We start from the raw sequence: 22,244 nt of genomic DNA, 5'->3' as shown, positions 1-22,244 counted from the left end.
GTCCTTCCTCGAATTTTTGTCTGCCGCCGTGATGCGCGAACGTGTCCGTGCCGGCTTTCGTCCCGGCTCACATGGCGGGCGGCGGGTCGATTTCGATGCCGCGGTTGCGGCCGCGGGCGATGCGGATGTCGAGCCCTTCGCCGAGCCCCGTCGCGACCAGCCGGCCGACGAGGCGGTCCGCCGCCGCCGCGCTCTCGCAGAAGGCGAAGCCCGTCGGGCCCCAGGAACTCTGGCCGATGCCGTGGGCGCCGTTGGCGGCGAGCCACTCGCAAGCCGCCGCGACCCGGCGGCTGGTGAAGACGCCGCCCTGGGCCGACGCGAAGTGGGCGCCGACCTTCTGCTGGATTTCGGCGATCGCCGCGCCGAAGGCCGGAAGATCGCTCTCCGCGAGACCCGGCAAGGCTCGCATCAGCACGAGCTGGCAGATCCGCGCCGCATGCGCCTCGGGAAAGGGCGGCAGGGCGGCGAAGGCGTCGAGTTCGTCCTGACCGTGGAAGCCGACGTCGTTGGGGTCGATGACGAGGACGGCGCGCCAGGCCTCGGGAAAGTCGAGATGGGCGATCAGCGGCGGCGGCAGTTCCGAGCCGCCCTTGCCGCCGTCGACGGCGACGCCGCCGCCGGTGACGAAGGCGACGCCGAGGCCGGACCGGCTGCCGCGGCCGAGCAGCGTCGCATCCGATGCGGGATCGAGCGGCAGGCCTTCCAGGCGACGCAGGCCGCAGGCGATGGCGAGCGCCAGCTGGGTTCCCGAGCCGAGACCGGCATGGGGCGGGATTGCCGAGGCGACGTCGAGCTCATGGGCGCCGGCGATCCCCAGCGCCTCGCGAAGCCGAACGAGATGGTGGGCGGCCCGTTCGATGCTTTCGCCAAAGACGCGGTCGCTCGCCGCGCGGCGAATCCGGATCGTCGTCGACGGCGCGTCGAGCGCGAGTCCGATCCCGCCGAATCGCCGGCCGAGCGAGCCGCCGGGATCGAGGAATCCCAGATGCAGGCGGGCGGGCGCCGAGACGGTGACGACATCGTCGATCAAAAAAATATCCTGCCTTCGAAGTGCCCGTGTTCTATTATTGCTGGCCCGGACATCGGGGCAAGGGAGAAATTCCATGGCTGCCAAGACCTATTCCGAAACCGAAGTCGAAGAGCGACTGAAGGCAGAGCTGCCGACATGGCGCCTGGAGGACGGCTGGATCCGCCGGACGTACAAGACCCATGGCTGGAAAGGCACGCTGATGGTGATCAACACCGTCGGCCATCTCGCCGAGGCCGCCTTCCACCATCCGGACATCACCGCCTCCTACGCCTGGGTCGAGGTGCGGCTGATGAACCATGCCGCCAAGGGTATCACCGATTCGGACTTCGCCCTCGCGAAGAAGATCGAGGAGGTGGTGACGTGGCAGCCGGGCAAGGAGGAGGGGCCGCTTTCCGGCACTCCCGAGGATCCGCGCTTTGCCTATATCAAATACGACAAGTCCTGAGAGCGGCGCCGCCGGCATTTGACCTTGGCGCGCCAGACGGTAGTTTGGCGCCGGGCACAGAAAGCGAATGAGAGTGGACACAGCGTGGATCGACGGGCAGCCGGCAACGCCTGAAGCGGCATTGCGAGCGGCGGCCGATCTCCTGGACAGCTCGCGCCAGCCCTTCGTCGGCGGCCTGCGGACCGATGTCATCGGCCTGCGTTCGGCTCTGTCGCTGGCTCGCCGGATCGGCGCCATCGTCGATCATGCCGGCTCCGCGGCGGTTTATCCGTTCATCGTCCCGGCGCGGGAAAGCGGGGCCTTTCTGGCCGCGCCCGCAGAAATGCGGCGTCGCGCCGACCGGGTGCTGATCCTCGGAAACGCCGCTGCCCGGACCGGCGCCGACGTCATTCGCATGCTGACCGACGCCGAGCCGGACCTCGGCGCGGCAACGCGCGCCGGCAAGCGGCGCTTCATGACCCTCGGCAGCAAGAACGCGACATGGCCCGGCGCGCAGGAAACTGCTCACGTCGACTGCGCGAGCGAGGAAATCGTCGACGTTCTCGGCATGGTGCGTGCCACACTCGCGGGGCGGCGGACGGGCGAGGGCGCTCTTGGCGAGGAAACCGTCGCGACGATCGCGTCCTTCGTCGCCGAGGCGAGCTTTTGCTGCGTCGTCTTTTCGCCGGCCGAGTTCGGTGAACTCGGCACCGAGCAGATCTTCGGTCTCGTCGCCGATCTCAACGAGACGACGCGGGCGAGCACCCTGCCGGTCTTCGCCGAAGCCGACGCGATGGGCGCGGCGCTGCAGGCGACCTGGACGGCGGGGTTCCCACTGCGGCTGTCCTTCGGGCGCGGCGCGGCCGAGCACGATGCGGCGCTGAATGCCAGCGAGCGCCAGCTTTCCGGGGCGGGCGAGGCGGATCTGGCGGTTCTCGTCGAGGCGCTCGCCGGCGCTTCGCCGGCCACCCTCGAAGCTGCGATCCCCGCCATCTTGCTGACCGCCGATCCGGCCTCGGCCGGGTCTGCGAAGGTCGCCTTTCACGTGGCGACGGCAGGCCGCGACCAGGACGGCGTCCTTTACGATCCGCGCTTCGGCGGTTTCATCGCCAAGACCGCGCAAACGAAGAGCGAGCTGCCCTCAGTGGCCGCGATTCTCGACGCCTTGGCCGAGCAGATCGGCGAGCGCGCCCGCGATGCGGCCTGAACCAGAAGCGGCCGGGAGGAATATCTGACATGCTGACACGGCTTTCCGGCGGCCATGTCGTCGATCCGGCCAATGGCCGCGACGAGGTCGCCGACCTTTACGTCGAGGACGGTCTCGTCGTCGATCCGCCGGCCAACGGGCGGGTGGCGGACGAGACCATCGACTGCACCGGCCTCGTCGTCATGGCGGGGGCGATCGACATCCATTCCCACATCGCCGGCGGCCACGTGAACACCGCGCGGCTGCTTTTGCCGGAGTGGCACCGGGCTTTCCAGGCCCGGCCCGGCGAGACGGCGCTCTCAAAGGTCGGCTGGACCACCGAGGAGACCGGGCTTCTCTACGCCGAGATGGGCTTCACGACCGTGGTCGAGCCGGCGATGGCGCCGTCCTCGGCGCTTCACGCCCATCTCGAACTCGCCGATACGCCGATCATCGACAAGGCGACCCTCGTCGTCCTCGGCAATGACGACATGCTGATGTCGATGATCCGCGAGGGGGAGAGCGAAGGCGCGATCGCCGACTACGTCGCCTGGACGGTCTCCGCCAGCCGGGCGCTCGGCGTCAAATGCATCAATGCCGGCGGCTCGGCGGCCTTCAAGGAGAACGTCCGCAAGTTCGACTTCGACGACGTCGTGCCGGATTACGGGGTCTCCTCCCGCCAGATCGTCAAGGCGCTACAGACGGCGGTGACGAGCCTCGGCATCCCGCATCCGCTGCACGTCCACTGCAACAATCTCGGCGTTCCGGGCGCCTCGTCGGATTCCATCGAGGCAACGATCCGCGCCGCCGAGGGAAGCCCGCTGCATCTCGCCCACATCCAGTTCTACGGCTACGGCACCGAGGGCAAGCGGCGGTTTTCCTCGCGCGGGCAGAAACTGGCCGAACTGGTGAACTCGACGCCCGAGGTCACCGTCGACATCGGCCAGGTGATGTTCGGCCAGACGGTGACGATCTCCTCCGATGAGTTGCGCCAGTTCGCAGGCTCCAAGCAGGCGAGCCCGAAGAAGAGCATCATCTTCGACCACGAGGCCAATGGCGGCGGCGTCGTGCCGATGAACTATAAGCAGAAGAGCTACTTCAACGCCCTGCAATGGGCGATCGGGCTGGAGCTGTTCCTCCTGATCGAGGACCCGTCCCGGGTGTTCTTCACCACCGATCATCCGAACGGCGCGCCCTTCACCACCTATCCGGACATCTTCGCGCTGCTGATGGATCGCAGCGTCAGGGCGAAGTGGCTCGAGGCCCTGCCGAAATCGGTGGTGAAGATGACGTCGCTGCCGGAGATCGAGCGCGAATACACGCTCACCGAGATCGCCACCATGACCCGCGCCTCGCCCGCAAGGCTGCTCGGCACGTCCGACCGGGGCCATCTCGGCACCGGCGCGGTGGCCGACGTCGCCGTCTACCGGCCCGACGCGGACAAGGCGAAAATGTTCGGCAAGGCCGCCTATGTCCTCAAGGACGGCGAACTGGTGGTGAAGGACGGGCAGGTGGTGAAACGCAAGTTCGGCCGGGCGCTGACGTTGCGGCCGGAGCCGGACAAGGCGATGAAGACGCGGCTCGACCGCTATTTCGACGACAAATACGGGCTCTCCGCCCGCTGGTTCGAGGTGCCCGAGGGCGCGCTTGGCCGGGACGAGCCGTTCAAGGTGGTGCCATGCCGGGCGTGAACGACACGATGACCGTCAACGGCGTTTCGATCGACGACGGCTTCGCCGAGGCCTTCCCGATGGCCGGGACGGCGATCCAGATCACCGCGATCAATGAGAAGTGGGCGCTGGAAGCGGCCCGCTCGATGACCGGCTTTGCCACCTCGGTCATCGCCTGCGGCTGCGAGGGCGGCATCGACAAGGTGCTGACGCCGGCCGAAACCCGAGACGGGCGGCCCGGCGTGCGCGTCCTGTTCTTCTCCTTCGATGCGGGCGGGCTTGAAAAGCAGGTGACGACGCGGCTCGGCCAATGCATCCTCACCAGCCCGACTTCGGCCTGCTACGCCGATTTCGACAGCGAGACCAAGATCGATCTCGGTTCGGCCATCCGCTATTTCGCCGATGGCTGGCAGATCTCCAAGAAGTTCGAGGGAAGGCACTTCTGGCGCATGCCCGTGATGGAGGGCGAGTTCCTCTGCGAGGCCGAGACGGGCGTCACCACCGACGGCGTCGGCGGCGGCAATCTTCTCCTGATGGCGCGCACGACGGCACAGGCGTTGGCCGCCTCGGAGGCAGCGATCGAGGCGATGCGCAAGGTGCCGGACGTGATCATGCCGTTTCCGGGCGGCATCGTGCGCTCCGGCTCCAAGGTCGGCGGCAAGTACAAGGGGATGATGGCCTCCACCAACGACGCCTACTGCCCGACGCTGAAGGGCGTGACGAAATCCGAACTGACGCCTGAGATCGGCTCGGTGCTGGAGATCGTCATCGACGGACTTTCCGCGCGCGCCGTCGCCGATGCGATGCGCGTCGGCATCAAGGCGGTCACCGATCTCGGCCCGGAAGAGGGGGCGCTGCGAATCGGCGCCGGCAATTACGGCGGCAATCTCGGGCCCCATCACTTCCATCTGAAGGACCTCCTGCCATGACCGGGCTGACCTTTCGCAAGAGGGAAGAGCCGGCCGAGCGGCTGGACCTTTCGCCGCTGACCCCCTCGCGGCTCGCCGGGATGGCGGAGCGGGACATCGCCGCGCTTGCCGTTGGAACCAGCCGGATGGGGCTTCGCGTCGGAGACGTCTTCGACGTGGCGATGGGCGATGCCGCCGCGATCCGCTTCGAAGGCGGATCGGATCGCTTCGACCGGATCGGCGAGGCGATGGATGGCGGCGAGATCACCGTCGCTGGCGATGCCGGCGTCCGGCTCGGGCGGATGCTGGCGGGCGGGCGGATCAGCGTGTCCGGCTCGGTCGGCGCCCATGCCGGCTCGGCGATGAGCGGCGGCGTCATCGCCATTTCCGGCAATGCCGGGGAGCGCCTCGGCGGGCCTCTGGCCGGCGAGATGATGGGCATGAAGGGCGGCACGATCACCGTCGGCGGCAATGCCGGCGTGCGCGCCGGCGACCGCATGCGCCGCGGCGTGATCTTCGTGACAGGCGCCGCCGGCGAGGATCTCGCCAGCCGGATGATCGCCGGCACGATCGTCGTCGGTGGCCGGGCGGCCGCGACGCCGGGCCGGCTGATGAAGCGCGGAACGCTCGTCCTGTGCTCCGGCGCGGAGCGCTTTGCGCCGACTTTCCTCGACAATGGACCGGCCGATCTTCTCATCCTGAAGATCATGGCCGACGCCTTCGCCAAGGGCGAGGTCGGCGAGGTGCCGTTTCACGGCGCGCCGATGCGCCGGCTCGGCGGCGACACCGCCGTCCTCGGCCTCGGCGAGGTTTTCCTGCCGCTCTGATGCGTCTGCAATCGGGGCGAGCGAGGGCGCTGTCGCAAGCGCCCGTTGCCCTCCTGGCGAACCTTCAGCGGCGTCCATCGGGATGATTTGTCGCGGCTGCAGCACGCATCCAACGCGCTATCCTCCGCGAATATCGGAGAGCAGATCGCCCGCCATGCGGGCGGCGTCCGAAAGGGAGGAAACCAGCTGATGATCGATCTCGTCCTGACCGTCTGCCTCGTCGTAAGTCCCACCGACTGCAAGGAAGAACGTCTGACCTATCAGGCGCGTTCGACGAGCGCCCAATGCATGATGCTCTCATCCCCCTACGTCGCCGAATGGGCTGGCAACCACCCGAAGTGGCGGGTGGCGAAGTGGCGTTGCGAATGGCCGGAGCAGCGCCGTAAGGCGATCTGAGGGGTTCGTCGCGCCGCCAGTCCTCGCCAACACGTCTCTCGGATGAACAGGTCTCGGCCGCTTCACTCTTCTTTCGGCCGCTCCATAATCTTCAGCGGCACCCGCAAGAAGAGAGGAGCGCGACGATGGCTTCGCAACCACCCGTCTGCGATTTCGGTTGGCCGGCAGGCGATGCCGAGCGGCCCGGTGTCGACGGCAAGATGCACAAGATCTTCGAGTGCCGCGGCGACAACGGCCTGCTCGTCGCGTTCATCTGCAATCACTGTCCCTATGTGAAGGCGGTGATCGACCGTCTGGTGCGCGATGCCAAGGACCTGTCGGCGATCGGCATCGGCACCGTGGCGGTCTGTTCGAACGACGCGGACGCCTATCCGCAGGATTCCTTCGAGAACATGCAGCGCTTCGCCGAGGCGCACGGTTTCCCGTTTCCCTACCTCCACGACGCCGACCAGAGCGTTGCGCGCGCCTACGGCGCGGTTTGCACGCCGGACTTCTTCGGCTTCGACAAGGATCTGAAGCTGCAATATCGCGGCCGCATCGACGCCTCGCGCAAGGAAGTGGCACCGGAGGGCACGCGGCGGGATCTCTTCGAGGCGATGCGTCAGGTGGCCGAGACGGGCGAGGGACCGCGCGAGCAGATCCCCTCCATCGGCTGTTCGATCAAATGGAAGGATGCCGCCTGATGGCCGCAAGCGAGTGGCCGAAGGCGGTCCTGTTCGATCTCGACGGCACCCTCGTCGATTCGGCGCCGGACATCCATGCCGCGCTCAACCAGACTCTGGAGAGCTACGGTGAGCCGCCGTTCACCCTCGAGGCAGTGACGCGGATGATCGGCGCCGGCGTTCCGAAGCTGATCGAGCGCGCCTATGCGGCGCTGGACAAGGAACTCGACCCGGCGACGCGGGACAGGATCGTCGACCGGTTCCTCAAGATCTACGAGCCGCGCAGCGCCGAACTGACCACGCTTTACGCCGGGGCCAGCGAAATCACGCGTCGGCTGAAGGAGGAGGGCCGGGCGATCGGTGTCGTCACCAACAAGCCCGCCCAGGCCACTGCGGAGATTCTCAAGCATTTCGGGCTCTTCGACCTGATGGACGTGATCGTCGGAGGCGATGCCGGACCGGCGAAGAAGCCGGAGCCGGGACTGTTGCTCCTTGCCTGCGAGAAGCTCGGTCTTCGCCCGCAGGACGTTCTCTTCATCGGCGACAGCGAGAACGACGTGGCGGCCGCCAAGGCCGCGGCGATTAAGGTTGTGGTGGTTCTCGGCGGCTATACTGTCCTGTCGAACGAAGAGCTCGCCGCCGATGCCGCCATTGACGCCCTCTCTTCGGTGCCGCAGTTGTTCTCGACGCTGGCGTGAAGAGACTGGGGCGCTTGCGCAGTCGTCATGGGTGCGAGCGCCGCAAGAGGCGGAAGTCGTTTGGCAGAACGATGATTCGCCCCTCATCTGCTCGATCGGAAAATTTGACTTTTATTTCAGCGTTCTAGGTTCTTTCGTAGATGTGGCTTCGAACTCCGTCGGTTCCCCGCGGAAAGGAAAGCTCTACGAATGGTGAATTACTCTACGGCGGAGGATATGATTCTCGTAGTGGCGATCAGCTTTTGGCTGCTCGTCGTCGGGGCGGCCTATTTGCTCGGCGTGTAAGCTGTCGAGCAGGATCTGAGAGCTTGATCCAGGTCAAAGCGCTGTATGCGGGAAAAGTCTGTAGATTGCCACGCAAATGCCGCGCAGTTTCCGGCCTCTTCTGTGCAACCAACTGCGCGGAAATGAGTTTTTGACGCTGAACTATCGACGTCAGCATCCCTGCCGTTGGGCGGGCGGGAGGAGAGAGAATGCCGAGGATCGACGATGCGGCCGAGATCCGGGCTTTGGCATATCAGATTTGGGAACAGGAAGGATGTCCGAGCGGACGCGAGCATGAGCATTGGGCTCAGGCAAATCGCATCTATGCCCAGCTTCATCCCGCCGAGCCAAATCTCAGGGAGAGTCGCGGAAACGACATGGAAGTCGTGTCCGTCGGGCGATCGGAGATCGACCGTCTGAGGCAGGCGCTGTGGACGCCCGAACCGTTCTCTCCCGATCTTTACCCGAATAGCGTGCCGGAACCGCGGCCTGTGTGGCAGCGGCAGGGCATGTCCCCGGAAGTTCTCGGCAGCCGAGCGACCTCCACTCGACCCGCCCGGCGGGTTGGAAGCGGGCGCTACTGACGCTGCTGCACGGCGGCCGATCGGCGCGTTTGGCCGCGAGAGAGCTAGCTTTGAGAGCCGCGATGTCTCGGCGTGGCGGGGCGTGAGGAAGCAGACGCTTCTCTTGCACCTCGTCGTTCAGCCGCGTTTTTCCTTGTCCTTCAGCATCGACCAGGTGTTCTGCTGAGCCAGCATCTTCTGCAGATAGGCGGCGTTGGCTTCCGCCTGCTGCGGCGGCAGCGCGGCGGTGGCGATCTGTTTGGCCTCCTCGAAGCGACCCTGTAGCCCGACGACCAGCGCCAGGTTCTGCCTTACACGGGTGTCGACGCCCGGAGTATCGGCCGCTTGCCGGAGATACTGTTCGGCCGAGGCGAGGTCGTTGGTCAGGACATAGGACATGCCGAGATTGGAAAGAACCGTCGGCTCGTTCGGCTGCAGGTCGAGGGCCTTGCGGTAGAGCGTCCGCGCCTGGTCCGACTGGCCCATCTGGTCGAGGATCGCCCCTTCCGCCGACAAAAGCCGCCAGTCCGGCCGGTCCGGGGTCTGCGCCCGGCGGATGGTCTCCAGCGCCTTCGGCAGATTGCCCGCCGCCGCCAGAGCCTTGCCGTAGGCCGACAAGACGTCCCGGTCCTTGGGGTTGGCGATCGCCACCTGCTGCATGACGGCGAGGGACTGGTCGTTCCGCCCGGCCATCTGCAGGACGGCGGCGAACGCCATGCCACCGCCCTTGTCCTTGGGGTTTTTTTCGTAGGCCTCGCCGTAGGAACGCAGCGCGCCATCGAGCTGCGTGGCCGGCAATGCGGCGACTTGGCCGGCGCCCGGCCGCTCGACCGACCCGGTGGTCTCCCGCGAGACCGAGGCGCAGCCCTGTCCGGCCAAAAGCGCCGCCGCGGCGAACCCCAGCGCCAGGCGCTTCAAACGTGGCGACGTCGGGGCAGTGCGAGCGGTCATCGAGCGATCTCCATGGCGAAACGATGTGCGAAGACCTTCACGGACGGGGCCTTCCGAGACGGCACAGTATTTTGTTAACCCTACCCAAAGGTTAATTTCCCATGCCGGCGCTCGGCTGTCTCGCGCCACACACCCCGCGTTGCGGGGGTGCTTGATTCTGCGCTTCGAGGCGCCGACAAAGTGCGCCATCGGCTCGTCGACGAGCCGCATCCAATTCCAGGGAGTTTTTGCCCATGGCGATCACGCTATCCGCCAAGCCCGGCGCCGCCTCGCGTCCCATCCACGCCGTCTTTGCCGATGGGATCGACGCCCTTCCGGATCGGGCGAGGAGATGGGCGTCGACGATGCGCTTTGCCGGCGAGGCGGGTTCGGTGCTGATCGCGCCCGGCGATGATGGAGACGCCGCAGCCGCCGTTCTGGGCCTTGGCAAGCCGGCGAGGGACGACTGGGGCCGGGAGGCGCTGCCGCTCGCCTTCGGCGCGCTTGCAACGCGTCTTCCCGCCGGGGCCTGGCATGTGGAGGCGCCGGAAGCCGCGGGCGATCCGACGCTGCGGGCCGTCGCCATGCTTCTCGGCGGCTATCGCTTCTCCCGCTACAAGGGCGGCAAGGCCGATGGCGCCGAAGCCGAGCCGGCCGAGGTCTTTGCCGGCGAGGGTGCCGACATCGCCGAGGCGGAACGGATCACCGAGGCGGCCTTTCTCACCCGCGACCTGATCAACACGCCCACCAACGACCTCGGACCGGCGGAGCTCGAGGCGGCGGCCCGTGCGCTTGCCGCGGAATTCGGCGCCGCGTTCTCCGTCACGACGGGCGACGAGCTTCTCGAAAATAACTTCCCGATGATCCACGCCGTAGGCCGCGCCAGCGCTTCGGCGCCGCGGCTGATCGATTTTTCCTGGGGCGGCAGCGACGCGCCCAAGGTGACGCTGGTCGGCAAGGGCGTCTGCTTCGACACCGGCGGGCTCGACATCAAGCCGTCGTCGGGAATGCTGTTGATGAAGAAGGACATGGGCGGCGCCGCCAACGTTCTCGGCCTCGCCCGCCTCGTGATGGCGAGCGGTCTGGACGTGAGGCTCCGCGTCCTGATTCCGGCGGTGGAGAATTCGATTTCAGCCTCGTCCTTCCGGCCGGGAGACGTATTGAAGAGCCGCAACGGCAAGACCGTCGAGATCGGCAACACCGACGCCGAGGGGCGGCTGGTACTTGCCGATGCGCTGACCCTCGCCGATGCCGAGGCGCCGGAGATCCTGATCGACATGGCCACGTTGACCGGCGCGGCGCGTGTCGCGCTTGGTCCGGACGTGCCGCCGTTCTTCACGTCCGACGACGCCTTCGCGCGAAGCCTCTCCGACGGCGCCAAAAGGGTGGCCGATCCGATCTGGCAGCTGCCGCTCTGGCAGCCTTACAGCGAGGATCTCTCCTCCAAGATCGCCGACCTCAACAACGTCACCAGCAACGGTTTTGCCGGCTCGGTGACGGCGGCGCTGTTTCTCGAGGGCTTCGTGGACAAGGCCAGGACCTGGGCGCATTTCGACGTCTATGGCTGGCGCCCCAAAGCCTCTCCGATCGGCCCGGTCGGCGGCGAGGCCCAGGCGATCCGGGCGATATACGACGTTCTGAAACAGCGCTTCGGCAAGGCCGGCTGAAACACCGAGGACGTTCGCGACATCGGCGGGCGAACAGGGCGTCTCTGTCCAGTTCGCCCGCTTCTGGCGCGGAAACTGCGGCCACGATAGACGGAGGAAAAGACGATGCCCGACAGGCAGGACGCCCGGCTCAACGCCTTCCGGCCGGATCTCGCCGACGCGCGGCTGAAGGGCCGGGTCGAGGCCGAGCGATTCGTCGAGGGCGAGGTTCGCCGGGTTCTCGCGCCGATCGCGCCGCTCAGGCGCCGGCCCGAAGACGGCGCGCCACTCGACACGGAATTGCTGATGGGCGAGCGGGTGACGGTCTTCGAAGACGCCGGCGACGGCTGGTGCTGGGTGCAGGCCGGGGCCGATTCCTATGTCGGCTACGTCCCGACCGCCTGCATCGGCCGCGTCGATGATGCTGCGCCGCCGACGGCACGTGTGCCGGTGCCCCGGACGCTGGTCTTTCCGGCACCGGACATCAAGCGGCCACCACTCGGCGCCCTGCCGATGGGCGCACTCGTCTCCGTCGTCGGCGAGGCGAGCGATCACAACGCAGACTACCGCGAACTGGCCTCCGGCGGCTTCGTGGTGCGCCAGCATCTCGCGCCGCTCGGCGAAGTCGAGTCCGACTTCGTTGCGGTCGCCGAGCGATTTCTCGGCGTTCCCTATTTGTGGGGCGGCAAGAGCGTGCTCGGCATCGATTGCTCCGGGCTTCTGCAGCTCGCTCTGGAGATGACCGGCGCTTCGGCGCCCCGGGACGCCGACATGCAGGAGCGCGACCTCGGCACGCGGCTCGCCGGCGTCGAAGGCCTGCAGCGCGGTGACCTGATCTTCTGGAAGGGCCATGTCGGCATGATGCTCGACGGCCGCAATCTTCTCCACGCCAACGCCCACCACATGATGGTGGCGAGAGAGCCTCTGGTCGAGACGATCGAGCGGCTGACCGCGAAAGCCGTCGCGATCACCAGCGTGCGGCGGCTGCGCGGCGATACCGGGTGAGGCGGCGGCGGAGGGCGCGGGACCAACTCGGGGATCAGACCCGACTCGTTGGCTTCGGCGCGGCGATCCGCTAGCGTCGCGCCGCTATCGAAACGGGAGGACGACATGGCAGAGAAGATTGCGCTGGTGACCGGCGGGGGAACCGGCGTCGGCAAGGCGATCACCAAGGCGCTCGTCGCCGAGGGGTTTCAGGTGGTGATCACCGGGCGGCGCGCCAGCGTGTTGGATGATGCGGCGAAAGAGGTCGATGCGGGAGCCGTTCATCCGGTCGCCTGCGACGTCTCGGACCGGGAGGCCGTGGCCGCCCTGTTCCGCACCGTCGGCGACAAATTCGGACGGCTCGATCTCCTCGTCAACAATGCCGGCGTCTCCTCGCCGTCGGTGCCGCTGGAGGATCTGCCCGTCGAAGAATGGAACAAGGCCGTTGGCGCCAACCTCTCCGGCGCGTTCTTCTGTATCCAGGAAGCCTTCCGGATGATGAAGGCGCAAAGCCCGAGGGGCGGGCGGATCATCAACAACGGCTCGATCTCGGCGACGACGCCGCGGCCGAACTCGGCCCCCTACACCGCGACGAAGCACGCCATCACCGGCCTCACCAAGGCCGCATCGCTCGACGGCCGCCGGTTCGACATCGCCGTCGGCCAGATCGACATCGGCAATGCGGCGAGCGACATGACCGCCAGGATGACAGGCGGCGTCATGCAGGCGGACGGCTCGATGAAGCCGGAGCCGAGGATCGACCCGGTGCACGTCGCGCGGGCGGTCGCCTACATGGCCAGCCTGCCGCTCGACGCCAACGTCTTCACCATGACGGTGATGGCCAACCAGATGCCCTTCGTCGGCCGCGGCTGAGGCCGCGCCGTGGTGGAGGTTCGCGGCGTTCCATGGAGGACGCCGCGAACCCGGCCGCGGAAACGGTCAGAAGAAGTCGGCCTTGCCCGGTTCGGCGAACATCCGGTCGAGATTGAGGAAGCAGATCATCTCGCCCTGATGGGCGAAGATGCCCTCGACGAAGCCCTTGTCGTAGCCGGAGGTCATTTCCGGCACCGGCTGGATCATCGACTGATCGAGGGTGAGGATGTCCGAGACGCGGTCGACCATCAGGCCGAAGATCGCGCCATCCAGTTCGGCGACGACGATGGCGCTGCGCTCCGTCGGCGTCGACCAGCCCTGGCCGAGCTTGCGCGCGGTGTTGATCACCGGGATCACGGCGCCGCGAAGGTTCATCATGCCCATCACTTCGGGCGAGGCATGGGGCAGAGGCGTCGATTTCGCCCAGCCTCGGATCTCGCGGATAGAGGTGGTGCGCACACAGAACTGCTGGTCGCCGAGATAGAAGGCGATGATCTCGATCGGAGCATTGTTGGCGGGAGCCTGGCCTGCCAGGGTCTCAAGGGACGTCATCAAGGGTCGTTCCATCCGTCGGGTTGTCGAAATGCCGGTTGCCGCCGCCGCGCCCATCGAGGCTGACGCGACATGGCGGATCGTCGGGGACCATAATCCGCCATGCTGTCGCTTGGCTGGAGGCGGGGAGGGCGGGCACGGCCCTGGCCTTGGGAAAGGCAAGCAATCGCAAGGCACGGCAGCGGCCGGGTCTGCGCTTTTCGAGCTGCCGCCGGGCAACGCGAAAATCGTCGTCGCTTTTGCTCCGGCGTCGGTGCATAAGGGCGCAGTCGATCGATCGAAATTCCCGGGCAATTCGCCACCATGCGCGCCTCCGGCGTTCCCTTAGCCAAGACAGAACCGACGCATGCCGCCGCGCCGCGTTTCGTGCTGCGTCCGGCAACGGTCGAGGACGTCGATGCGTTGGTCGCGCTGGAAGACGCGACCTTCGTGTCCGACCGGATCACCCGTCGCTCGTTCAAGAATCTTCTCGGATCATCCAGTGCCCTGATTCTCGTCGCGGAGGATGGCACAGGCGGCAAGCTTCTCGGCTATGCCGCGCTCCTGTTCCGTCGGGGGACGGCCCTGGCGCGGCTTTATTCGATCGCCGTCGACGCGGCCGCCATTGGCCAGGGTATCGGCCGAGCACTCCTGAAGGGTGCGGAAACGGCTGCGTTCGACCGGGATCGGATCTGCCTGAGGCTCGAGGTACGCGAGGACAACGAACGGGCGATCAGGCTCTACCGTCTGGAAGGCTACAGGCCGATCGGACGCTATCTCGACTATTATGCCGATCACATGCCGGCGCTGCGCTTCGAAAAGACCCTGCGCGGCGACAAGCCCTTCGACACCGGCGTTCCCTATTACGAGCAGACGACCGATTTCACCTGCGGTTCGTGCTGCCTGATGATGGCGATGGCCCGCGACGTCGAGGGTTTCGAGCTCGATCCGGTGATGGAAATCCGCCTTTGGCGCGAGGCGACGACGATCTTCATGATGTCCGGGCCCGGCGGCTGCGACCCGTTCGGTCTGGCGGTGACGGCCCACGAATTCGGTCTCGACGCGGCCATCCACGTTTCCCAGGCCGGCGATCTGTTTCTCGAAGGCGTCAGAAGCCTCGAGAAGCAGAAGGTCATGGCGCTCGCCCAGGAAGACTTTCGCCGGCGGGCAGTTACCTACGAGATTCCGACGGTGATCGAGCCGTTCACGATGGACACGCTGCGCGCGCATCTCGGGCAGGGCGGCACGGCGATCATTCTCGTATCCGGCTACCACATGTTCGCCAAGAAGGTGCCGCACTGGGTGCTGGCCCATGGCGACGATGGACGGCACATCATCGTCCACGATCCCTGGGTCGCCGACGAACGGGGCGAATCCATCGCGGACGCGGCCTATCTGCCGCTCCCCTACGACACGTTCGACAAGATGGCCCGGTTCGGCAAGGCGAGCCTGCGGGCGGCGGTTTTCCTTTCGCGCCGACGGAGCTGACACGTCTTCATGTCTCAATGGGTCGTTCTCGTCGGCCGCCTAGCCGAACTCGACAACAGCGCAACCCCCCACAAGGTGATGACCAGCCGGGACTATCTCGCCCGGCCGGCGCTGTTTCGCGGCCAGCGGCCGAAAATCATCAATCTGTCGCGCAGTTACGCCTATCAGAGCCGCGGCTACTATGCCTCGCTGCTGGCCGAGGCGCGGGGTCACCGCATCATTCCGTCGGTCGAGACGATGATCGACCTGTCGGAAAAGAAGCTCTACGAAAACGCCTTGCCGGAACTCGACGCGGCGCTGCGCAAGGCCTGCGAAAAGGGCGAGGTCCCGACTTCGCCGATCCGCATCTATTTCGGCTATTCGAACGATCACCGGCTGGAACGTTTCGCCAAGATCGTCTTCGATTGGTTCCGCGCCCCGGCCCTCGACATCCACCTGGAGCCGAATTCGCCGACGCCGACGATCCGCCGGATCGGCTTTTCGCCGCTCGGAAAGCTCGACGACGGCGAGATGTCGCGGCTCTATGCGTCGATGGAGCGCTACACCGGGCGGGAGTGGCGGGCGGCCAAGACCAAGACCCCGGCGAAATACACCTTCGCCACCCTCTACGATCCGCGCGAGGAATTGCCGCCATCGTCCGTCGAGACGCTGAAGCACTGGGCGAGGGTGGCCGCACGGCTCGGCGTCGACGTCGAGCCGATCACCCGCAAGGATCTGCCGCGGCTGGCCAATTTCGACGCCCTGTTCATCCGCGAGACGACGTCGATCTCCAACCACACCTACCGATTCGCCCGCCGGGCGATGCAGGAGGGCATGCCGGTCATCGACGATCCGATCTCGATGATCCGCTGCACCAACAAGGTCTATCTGAACGAACTGATGGCGGCGAATGCCGTCGCCTGTCCGCCCGGTCTGATGATCGCCGGCCGCGAGGACTTCAAGCGCGCCGCCGACGAACTCGGCTTCCCGATGGTTCTGAAGATCCCCGACGGCTCGTTTTCGCGCGGGGTCAAGAAGGTCGACGATTTCGCCGGGCTGGAAAAGCTCGCGGGCGCCTGGCTCGAGGACAGCGATCTGTTGATCGCCCAGAAATTCATGCCGACCAAATTCGACTGGCGGATCGGCGTCCTCGGCGGCGAGCCGCTCTTCGCCGTCCAGTATCTGATGGCCAAGAGCCACTGGCAGATCATCAATCACGAAACCGGCGGGCGGCCACTCGAAGGCGGTTTCAAGGCCTTCTCCCTTGGCGATACGCCGCCGCACGTGCTCGACGCGGGCTTGCGCGCCGCCCGTTGCATCGGCGACGGGCTCTACGGCGTCGACCTGAAGGAGACCGACGACGGGGTCTTCGTCATCGAGGTCAACGACAACCCCAATCTCGAACACGGCGTCGAGGACTCCATCGAGAAGGACGAGGTCTGGGCCCGGCTGACGCGCTGGTTCGTCGACCGGATGGTGCGATGAGCTTGCCGGGTCCGGTGAAAGGGCATTCGAGCATGCGCTCAGAAGACGGATTCCAGCCCGCCTTCATCGGCTCGATGTTACCACCGACAACAGAATTTCCGAGTAGCCATAGATGACTGCTTCCATAGGACGCCCCGCCGGTCCGCGAAATCGAGCGTATCATTCCAGGCTGAAAACCAAGCGCAATTTTCGAGCTCTGGGCAAATATCGGGCATAGCCCTTTCATCTGACGCCATGAGATTTCCGGATGCTATCGTTCATTCCTTCGAGCCAGTACCGCTTCATTCAATCTGCTTGAAAATGCGATAGCCGATGCCGCCTCTCTGGTGGAGGCCGGCGGTTTTCCTATCAACGACCGTCTGGGCTAGATCTGGTTCAGGTGGTCGCAGCGGCCACGCGACCCGATGAAGCCGCTCGAGTACCAGGGATTGATCGCCCAGGTCGATGCGCGTGATCCGGCATTCGCGCTGCCGTTCCAAGGGGTTCCGAAAAGCGCGGCGTTCGGCTGGTTCTGAAGCTGGCCGCGGCCTTCGGCATTGTCTGAAAGGCCCGAGGTGAACTGACCGCCGAAGTGATTGGCCCAAATCCAGAAGCAGCCGGCAGCCTGAACGATGCCCCATTTCGACGTGAATGCCGCGTCGCCGTTCGACGAACCAGCGTTGGTGGTGGCAAGGCCGGTGGTGACCGGATCGTTGCCGCGCGAGACGGCTTCCTTCGTCCCGAAGGCCGCGGTGACGAAATCGGTGTAGTCGAGCGGACGCTTTCCCACCGAAGCCAGAAGCTCGGCCGCCTCGAACCAGGTGAAAGATCCGTAGGTCGTTGCGCCGTCGCCGCCGAACGTCGCGGGAACTTTCGGCGGGGTCGCCCCGTCCGCAATCGTCGCGCCGGACCGGGAGGATCCGTCGACGTCGACATTGGTGCCGGTCAGATAGATGTCGCACCAGAAGCGTCCCGCGACCAGCGCCATGCCCCGCGGGTCCGGGCAGGCCGGACGCCATTTCAGGTCCCACAGGCTGTAGGGGTTGATCTGCGGGATGGTGTCGCCGCCGGTGTTGTAGCCCGGCGCATTGCCGCCTGCGGCGTAGTGGAAGCCGCCGATCTTGCGGCTGTTGGCCGTCGTGAAGCCCACGGGGGCAACAAGGCCCGCATCCGCCCGCACCGATCCATCCGAGCAGACATAGACGGCGTAGTCCGTGCCCCCCGTCAGGGCCGGCATCTGAACCGCTGTCGGGGCGGAAAATCGATGGACGAGACCGGCCACTTCGACGAAGCAGCCGGCCTTCAGATCCAACGTCCCGCTGCCGGTCCGCGTGAGGGCGGCGCTGGCGCCGTCGGCCTTGTGGAACAAGCCGGCAGTGAGAGTGCCGATCGGGCCGGTCTGGGGAAAGCTCACCCCGCCGGTGGTCCGGTCGATCGCCATGGCGTCGTGAAAGACCGCGCCGTCCGGCGAGACCTTGATGCGAAAATCCTCGTCGCCATAGAGGCCCATCAGGGCGCGTGTCGACCAGCCGCTCTGGAAGTTGAAGCCCGCGTCCTTGCCGGCGTTCTCCTTGTTGAAGGTGCCGAGGACGCTGCCGTTGCCACTCCCCGAGACGTCGTCGTGGCTGACGAGAAGGGCCGAGGTCTTCAGGGCGACCCGGTTGGTCTCGTCCGCCGCCGTATTGACGCCGAGGCGGGAGAGCGCGCCGCCGGCCAGTTCCTCCGGCCCCAGTGCTGCCGGGACCCAGCCGGCCGCGCCATGAAGGAGGAGGGTTTCCTCGGTGACGCACCAAGCGCGCCAGCCCGGCTGGGGCTCGAGGAACATCCAGGCGCCGTCCTGCCACACGGCGACGGCGTCGCCGCGTCCGGCCCATTCGCCCGAGCCTTCTGCCGCGACGATGTGCCGGTCGCCGGCGGAGGGCGCTGCCGGCGCCTCGGTCCGGTCCCGGTCGAGGACGGCGAGATGGACGAGGGCATCGAGCCGGACCAGCGCCTCGTTGTGGGTGACGTGCTTTTGGGCCTGCTCGGCGAGGATGTAGGGCAGGGCGAGGCGGTTCGTGGTGTCGGGCATGGGTTCGATCCTTGTCGTCGCTCGGGCAAGGATCGCCGCGTTGAGGGTGCCCGGAGATAAGTTTCCGTTCATGAGGGATTTGAAAAGCATAAAATCTTCATTGAATTCATATCATTATCTCTGCTCATGAAGGTATGACGTCAACTGAGATACCTCCCTGCTTGCAGGCTGAGCGCCGCCAGCCTGCGGGTCCGTCGCGGTGCCGATCAGCTCAAGAACGACCAAAACAGCGGCAGGAGAATTGCTGTCGCCAGGGCGTTGAGCCCCATGGCGAGGCCGGAGAAGGCGCCCGCCACCTCGCTCTCCTGCAGCGCCCGGGCCGTGCCGATCCCATGCGAGGCCGCGCCGAGGGCAAAGCCCCGCGCCGCCGGATCGCCGATCTTCATCCGGTCGAGCAGGACCGGCCCGAGCGCGCCGCCGAGGATGCCCGTGACGATGACGAAGACGGCCGTCAGCGACGGCAGGCCACCGAGCTTTTCGGCGATGCCCATGGCGACCGGCGCGGTCACCGATTTCGGTGCCAGCGAAACCAGGCTGACGTGATCGAGCCCCAGGACGTAGCCGATGCCGAGCGCCGTTCCCATCGCCGTCAGCGAGCCGAGGAGGAGGCTGGCGAGGACGGCGAGGGCGCTGCGCCTGACCTTTTCGAACTGTCGGAAGAGCGGGATCGCCAAGGCGACGGTCGCTGGGCCGAGCAGGAAGTGGATGAACTGCGCCCCCTCGAAGTAGCTCTGATAGGACGTGCCGGTCGCGGCCAGGATGGCGACGAGCGAAATCACTGAGATGAGCACCGGGTTGAGCAGCGCCGGCCGGCCGGCCCGGCCGTAGAGCCACTGCGCTCCCTGATAGACGACGAGGGTCATGGTCAAGGCGAGGAGCGGGCTTGCCGCGAGATAGACCCAGATGTCGGCCAGCGTCTCGGGCATCATCCTTCGTCTCCTCCGGTCTCCGCTTTCGTCCGGCCCAACTGCCTCGCACCGCGCCCCGGCCCGAGACGGTTCATGACGAAGGCGGTCACGGCGATCGTCACCAGGGTCGAGCCGACGAGGGCAGCGGCGACGGCGCTCGCCTCGTCCTCCAAGCGCGACGCATGCTGCATGATGCCGACGCCGGCGGGCACGAAAAGCAGCGAGAGATTGCCGAGGAGGGCGTCGCCGACCGCGCCGATATCCTTGGGCACGCCGTTGCGGATCATCAGAACGACGAACAGGATGACCATGCCGATTACCGGGCCCGGCAGCGGCAGGCCGCTCGCCGCCGAGATCGTCTCGCCGGCGAGTTGGCAGAGGAGAATGGCGGTCAGCGCTTGCAGCATGAATTTTGCCTTCGATTGATGGCAGGCGGGATATCGCAATTGCCGCGACGGAGGGAGCGGGACAATCGCATTATGCCTATGACCGGCGCTGCTTCCGATCCTTTGAGACTGCCATTTCGTGTCGCGGGGCGCTATGAGGGCACGATGCGCTTTCCACCTTCCTTCCTCGACGAGATCAGAGACCGGGTGCCGATTTCCGAGGTCATCGGCCGCCGGGTCACCTTCGACCGCAAGAAGTCGCAGCCCGGCCGTGGCGACTTCTGGGCCTGCTGCCCCTTCCATGGCGAGAAGACCCCATCCTTCCACTGCGAGGATCGCAAGGGCCGCTATCACTGCTTCGGGTGCGGCGTCTCGGGCGATCACTTCCGCTTTTTGACCGAACTGGAAGGCCTGGCCTTTCCCGAGGCGGTGGAGCGGCTGGCCGCCGAGGCGGGACTTCAGATGCCAGAGCGCGATCCGCAGGCCGAGGCGCGCGAGGCGAGGCGTGGCACCCTCGTCGAGGCACTGGCAGAGGCCGCAAGCTTCTTCTCCCAGCAGCTGCACGAGGCCGACGGCGCCAAGGCGAGGGCCTATCTGCGCGATCGCGGCATGACGCCGCGCACGCAGAGCCTCTTCGGCCTCGGCTTTGCGCCGAACTCCCGCAACCGGCTGAAGGAGCATCTGGCGACGAAGGGCTTCGGCCGCGAGGAGATCGAGGGCGCCGGTCTCGTCGTCCATGGCGAGGGCATCGCGGTCTCCTACGACCGGTTCCGCGACCGGATCATGTTCCCGATCCACGACGTCAACGAGCGCGTCGTCGCCTTCGGCGGACGGGCGATGGCGGCCGACGCCCAGGCGAAATATCTCAACTCGCCGGAGACCGACGTCTTCCACAAGGGCGACATGCTGTTCAACCTCGCCAGGGCGCGGCGCGCGGCGCGCGAGGCCGGCACGGTCATCCTGGTTGAGGGCTACATGGACGTGATCATGCTCGCCCAGGCGGGCTTTGCCCACGCAGTGGCGCCGCTCGGCACGGCGATGACCGAGCGCCAGCTCGACCTTCTCTGGCGCGCGGCAAGCGAGCCGATCCTGTGCTTCGACGGCGACGCCGCGGGGCTGAAGGCGGCCAATCGCGCGGCCGAACTCGCCCTGCCGGCTCTGAAGCCCGGCCGCTCGCTGCGATTTGCGCTTCTGCCCGAAGGCAAGGACCCGGACGATCTCGTACGCGACGGAGGGCCGGAGGGCTTTGCGGCGGTGCTTTCGGCCGCCCGGCCGCTGGCCGATCTGGTCTTCATGCGCGAAACCCAGGGCGGCAACTTCGACACGCCCGAGCGCCGCGCCGAACTGGAACACCGGCTCAAAGGCCTCTACCGCACGATCGGCGACGAGGCGGTGCGCCGGCACTATCTGGACGATCTCTCAGTGCGGCTGTCGAGTTTTTTCGGAACCGGAACGTCCACCGGCCGAACCCAGCGGGACGGCTGGCAGGGCAAGGGGAATGCCCGCGGCGGCTACGGCCGCCGGGATGGCAAGCCGGGCAGGGGCCATCAACCGGGGCGGGCGGCCATCTCCGATCGGCTGGCGCGCTCGCGCCTCGCCTCGCCGGCCGGCGGCTCGGCACCCTCCTTGCGGGAAATCGCCATCGTCGTCGGCTTCGTCAATCATCCGCTCTTGATGGAGGAGGAGTTCGAAGTCTTTGCCGGCCTCGAACTTGCGAAGGGTGATCTTTCGCGGCTGAGATCGGCGGTGCTCGACGCGCATGCGACCAATCCGCCCAGGGACCGCGACGAACTTCTCGTCGAGCTTCGACGCCATGGTGCAGAAGCCCTGTTCGTCGCCTTCGAGGCAAAGCTCAAGGCCGTGCGGCTCTGGCCTGTGCTCGCCGAGGCAGCCTTCGAGGATGCCCGCGAGGCGCTGCGCCAGATGCTGCACCTGCAGCACCGCTTCCTCGCACTGAAGCGCGAATTGCAGCATGCGGAGGAGATGTTCGGCCGCGAGCCGACGGAGGCGGCTTATGCCCACGTCATGGAAATCAAGAGCGAGATCGAACGCGTCGACGGCACCGAAGCGTTGATCGACGGCTTCGGCCTCTTGTCGGGACGGCCGATGAAGGCCATTTGAGGACCACGCAGGGGAACCCAGACAACGCGTCGAATTGGCGAAACGTGATCGGATCGCCCCATGACATTGCGCATAAATGCTTGACAGAGCACATCCGTTCGGTCGAGACGGCAAACTATTCGAGTTGCCAGCTTGAAAGATTTCGGAACTGCGCCTTCTTAGATGCGCCTTCCGGCAAACCTAAAGGTGCCTGCCGCCGAACGGCGGGCTGCTTATGGTTAAGCCGTCGTTAACG

The 22,244-nt window shown here is 66.4% G+C and carries 21 protein-coding genes; 15 read left to right on the top strand and 6 right to left on the bottom strand.

Translation table 11 applies throughout. The features are described 5' to 3' along the window. Nucleotides 1–67 precede the first annotated feature (67 nt). Entirely contained in the window at nucleotides 68–1,030 is a 963-nt protein-coding gene (locus GTK09_RS12485) for a beta-ribofuranosylaminobenzene 5'-phosphate synthase family protein (RefSeq protein WP_246217880.1), read from the bottom strand. Between the two features lie 73 nt (nucleotides 1,031–1,103). Here GTK09_RS12485 and GTK09_RS12480 point away from each other — a divergent pair, with 73 nt between their 5' ends. The 9 genes from GTK09_RS12480 (at nucleotide 1,104) to GTK09_RS12440 (ending at nucleotide 8,649) form a co-directional block, all read left to right on the top strand. After that, nucleotides 1,104–1,475: a 4a-hydroxytetrahydrobiopterin dehydratase gene (locus GTK09_RS12480; RefSeq protein ID WP_163463503.1), complete on the top strand. Its 372-nt coding sequence runs from the start codon at nucleotides 1,104–1,106 to the stop codon at nucleotides 1,473–1,475. Between the two features lie 73 nt (nucleotides 1,476–1,548). Continuing rightward, nucleotides 1,549–2,661 (top strand): molybdopterin-binding domain-containing protein, encoded by a 1,113-nt coding sequence (locus tag GTK09_RS12475; RefSeq protein ID WP_163463502.1) that lies wholly within the window; start codon nucleotides 1,549–1,551, stop codon nucleotides 2,659–2,661. 29 nt (nucleotides 2,662–2,690) lie between these two features. After that, nucleotides 2,691–4,331: a formylmethanofuran dehydrogenase subunit A gene (locus GTK09_RS12470; protein ID WP_163463501.1), complete on the top strand. Its 1,641-nt coding sequence runs from the start codon at nucleotides 2,691–2,693 to the stop codon at nucleotides 4,329–4,331. After that, on the top strand, nucleotides 4,319–5,239 hold the full coding sequence (gene fhcD / locus GTK09_RS12465; RefSeq protein WP_246217879.1) for a formylmethanofuran--tetrahydromethanopterin N-formyltransferase: 921 nt from the start codon (nucleotides 4,319–4,321) through the stop codon (nucleotides 5,237–5,239). The genes GTK09_RS12470 and fhcD overlap by 13 nt, the downstream gene beginning before the upstream one ends. Beyond that, a complete protein-coding gene (locus GTK09_RS12460) occupies nucleotides 5,236–6,045 on the top strand; it encodes a formylmethanofuran dehydrogenase subunit C (protein ID WP_163463500.1) in 810 nt (269 codons plus the stop codon). The genes fhcD and GTK09_RS12460 overlap by 4 nt, the downstream gene beginning before the upstream one ends. A 189-nt stretch (nucleotides 6,046–6,234) precedes the next feature. Continuing rightward, nucleotides 6,235–6,441 (top strand): hypothetical protein, encoded by a 207-nt coding sequence (locus GTK09_RS12455; RefSeq protein ID WP_163463499.1) that lies wholly within the window; start codon nucleotides 6,235–6,237, stop codon nucleotides 6,439–6,441. 125 nt (nucleotides 6,442–6,566) lie between these two features. Further along, nucleotides 6,567–7,124 carry a thioredoxin family protein gene (locus tag GTK09_RS12450; protein WP_163463498.1) on the top strand — a complete coding sequence of 186 codons (558 nt, stop codon included), beginning with the start codon at nucleotides 6,567–6,569 and terminating at the stop codon, nucleotides 7,122–7,124. Next, nucleotides 7,124–7,801 carry a phosphoglycolate phosphatase gene (gph, locus tag GTK09_RS12445; RefSeq protein ID WP_163463497.1) on the top strand — a complete coding sequence of 226 codons (678 nt, stop codon included), beginning with the start codon at nucleotides 7,124–7,126 and terminating at the stop codon, nucleotides 7,799–7,801. The genes GTK09_RS12450 and gph overlap by 1 nt, the downstream gene beginning before the upstream one ends. A 473-nt stretch (nucleotides 7,802–8,274) precedes the next feature. Continuing rightward, on the top strand, nucleotides 8,275–8,649 hold the full coding sequence (locus tag GTK09_RS12440) for a DUF2934 domain-containing protein (protein WP_163463496.1): 375 nt from the start codon (nucleotides 8,275–8,277) through the stop codon (nucleotides 8,647–8,649). Nucleotides 8,650–8,766: 117 nt separating this feature from the next. On the opposite strand, the gene GTK09_RS12435 is transcribed toward GTK09_RS12440, so the two are convergent. Next, on the bottom strand, nucleotides 8,767–9,579 hold the full coding sequence (locus GTK09_RS12435; protein WP_163463495.1) for a tetratricopeptide repeat protein: 813 nt from the start codon (nucleotides 9,577–9,579) through the stop codon (nucleotides 8,767–8,769). Between the two features lie 233 nt (nucleotides 9,580–9,812). Here GTK09_RS12435 and GTK09_RS12430 point away from each other — a divergent pair, with 233 nt between their 5' ends. The 3 genes from GTK09_RS12430 (at nucleotide 9,813) to GTK09_RS12420 (ending at nucleotide 13,061) form a co-directional block, all read left to right on the top strand. Continuing rightward, on the top strand, nucleotides 9,813–11,225 hold the full coding sequence (locus GTK09_RS12430) for a leucyl aminopeptidase family protein (protein WP_163463494.1): 1,413 nt from the start codon (nucleotides 9,813–9,815) through the stop codon (nucleotides 11,223–11,225). Between the two features lie 105 nt (nucleotides 11,226–11,330). Next, complete coding sequence (locus GTK09_RS12425; protein WP_163463493.1) at nucleotides 11,331–12,209, top strand: C40 family peptidase; 879 nt, start codon at nucleotides 11,331–11,333, stop codon at nucleotides 12,207–12,209. 105 nt (nucleotides 12,210–12,314) lie between these two features. After that, the gene (locus GTK09_RS12420; protein ID WP_163463492.1) at nucleotides 12,315–13,061 is read left to right on the top strand and encodes an SDR family oxidoreductase; all 747 of its coding nucleotides are present in this window, start codon (nucleotides 12,315–12,317) and stop codon (nucleotides 13,059–13,061) included. Nucleotides 13,062–13,127: 66 nt separating this feature from the next. Here the strand turns inward: GTK09_RS12420 and GTK09_RS12415 are convergent, their stop codons facing one another. Further along, a complete protein-coding gene (locus GTK09_RS12415; RefSeq protein ID WP_163463637.1) occupies nucleotides 13,128–13,613 on the bottom strand; it encodes a chemotaxis protein CheW in 486 nt (161 codons plus the stop codon). Nucleotides 13,614–13,979: 366 nt separating this feature from the next. Between GTK09_RS12415 and GTK09_RS12410 the strand changes: the two genes are divergently transcribed. Further along, complete coding sequence (locus GTK09_RS12410; RefSeq protein ID WP_312869823.1) at nucleotides 13,980–15,080, top strand: peptidase C39 family protein; 1,101 nt, start codon at nucleotides 13,980–13,982, stop codon at nucleotides 15,078–15,080. A 9-nt stretch (nucleotides 15,081–15,089) separates the two neighbouring features. After that, complete coding sequence (locus GTK09_RS12405) at nucleotides 15,090–16,544, top strand: RimK family ATP-grasp domain-containing protein (protein ID WP_163463490.1); 1,455 nt, start codon at nucleotides 15,090–15,092, stop codon at nucleotides 16,542–16,544. Between the two features lie 364 nt (nucleotides 16,545–16,908). On the opposite strand, the gene GTK09_RS12400 is transcribed toward GTK09_RS12405, so the two are convergent. The 3 genes from GTK09_RS12400 to GTK09_RS12390 all read right to left on the bottom strand — a co-directional run bounded on the left by GTK09_RS12400 (nucleotide 16,909) and on the right by GTK09_RS12390 (nucleotide 19,909). Then, the gene (locus GTK09_RS12400) at nucleotides 16,909–18,594 is read right to left on the bottom strand and encodes a DUF2793 domain-containing protein (protein WP_163463489.1); all 1,686 of its coding nucleotides are present in this window, start codon (nucleotides 18,592–18,594) and stop codon (nucleotides 16,909–16,911) included. A 206-nt stretch (nucleotides 18,595–18,800) separates the two neighbouring features. Further along, nucleotides 18,801–19,520 (bottom strand): LrgB family protein, encoded by a 720-nt coding sequence (locus GTK09_RS12395; protein WP_163463636.1) that lies wholly within the window; start codon nucleotides 19,518–19,520, stop codon nucleotides 18,801–18,803. Then, nucleotides 19,520–19,909 carry a CidA/LrgA family protein gene (locus GTK09_RS12390; RefSeq protein ID WP_163463488.1) on the bottom strand — a complete coding sequence of 130 codons (390 nt, stop codon included), beginning with the start codon at nucleotides 19,907–19,909 and terminating at the stop codon, nucleotides 19,520–19,522. Before GTK09_RS12390 ends, GTK09_RS12395 begins: the two co-directional genes overlap by 1 nt. 144 nt (nucleotides 19,910–20,053) lie before the next feature. On the opposite strand from GTK09_RS12390, the gene dnaG reads away from it, so the two are divergent. After that, nucleotides 20,054–22,009, top strand: a complete 1,956-nt coding sequence (dnaG, locus tag GTK09_RS12385; RefSeq protein ID WP_163463487.1) for a DNA primase — start codon at nucleotides 20,054–20,056, stop codon at nucleotides 22,007–22,009. The last annotated feature ends 235 nt before the right edge of the window (nucleotides 22,010–22,244 follow it).

The sequence above is a fragment of the Jiella pacifica genome (assembly GCF_010500815.1).
Lineage (GTDB): Bacteria > Pseudomonadota > Alphaproteobacteria > Rhizobiales > Rhizobiaceae > Jiella > Jiella pacifica.
Note: the sequence above shows the minus strand (reverse complement) of the source record. Positions and strands in the feature narration are given on the sequence as shown.

Coding starts and splice junctions, on each gene's coding strand:
- GTK09_RS12480 (WP_163463503.1), top strand. CDS start 1,104: ATGGCTGCCAAGACCTATTCCGAAACCGAAGTCGAAGAGCGACTGAAG.
- GTK09_RS12470 (WP_163463501.1), top strand. CDS start 2,691: ATGCTGACACGGCTTTCCGGCGGCCATGTCGTCGATCCGGCCAATGGC.
- fhcD (WP_246217879.1), top strand. CDS start 4,319: ATGCCGGGCGTGAACGACACGATGACCGTCAACGGCGTTTCGATCGAC.
- GTK09_RS12460 (WP_163463500.1), top strand. CDS start 5,236: ATGACCGGGCTGACCTTTCGCAAGAGGGAAGAGCCGGCCGAGCGGCTG.
- GTK09_RS12455 (WP_163463499.1), top strand. CDS start 6,235: ATGATCGATCTCGTCCTGACCGTCTGCCTCGTCGTAAGTCCCACCGAC.
- GTK09_RS12450 (WP_163463498.1), top strand. CDS start 6,567: ATGGCTTCGCAACCACCCGTCTGCGATTTCGGTTGGCCGGCAGGCGAT.
- gph (WP_163463497.1), top strand. CDS start 7,124: ATGGCCGCAAGCGAGTGGCCGAAGGCGGTCCTGTTCGATCTCGACGGC.
- GTK09_RS12440 (WP_163463496.1), top strand. CDS start 8,275: ATGCCGAGGATCGACGATGCGGCCGAGATCCGGGCTTTGGCATATCAG.
- GTK09_RS12435 (WP_163463495.1), bottom strand. CDS start 9,579: ATGACCGCTCGCACTGCCCCGACGTCGCCACGTTTGAAGCGCCTGGCG.
- GTK09_RS12430 (WP_163463494.1), top strand. CDS start 9,813: ATGGCGATCACGCTATCCGCCAAGCCCGGCGCCGCCTCGCGTCCCATC.
- GTK09_RS12425 (WP_163463493.1), top strand. CDS start 11,331: ATGCCCGACAGGCAGGACGCCCGGCTCAACGCCTTCCGGCCGGATCTC.
- GTK09_RS12420 (WP_163463492.1), top strand. CDS start 12,315: ATGGCAGAGAAGATTGCGCTGGTGACCGGCGGGGGAACCGGCGTCGGC.
- GTK09_RS12415 (WP_163463637.1), bottom strand. CDS start 13,613: ATGACGTCCCTTGAGACCCTGGCAGGCCAGGCTCCCGCCAACAATGCT.
- GTK09_RS12405 (WP_163463490.1), top strand. CDS start 15,090: ATGTCTCAATGGGTCGTTCTCGTCGGCCGCCTAGCCGAACTCGACAAC.
- GTK09_RS12400 (WP_163463489.1), bottom strand. CDS start 18,594: ATGCCCGACACCACGAACCGCCTCGCCCTGCCCTACATCCTCGCCGAG.
- GTK09_RS12395 (WP_163463636.1), bottom strand. CDS start 19,520: ATGCCCGAGACGCTGGCCGACATCTGGGTCTATCTCGCGGCAAGCCCG.
- GTK09_RS12390 (WP_163463488.1), bottom strand. CDS start 19,909: ATGCTGCAAGCGCTGACCGCCATTCTCCTCTGCCAACTCGCCGGCGAG.
- dnaG (WP_163463487.1), top strand. CDS start 20,054: ATGCGCTTTCCACCTTCCTTCCTCGACGAGATCAGAGACCGGGTGCCG.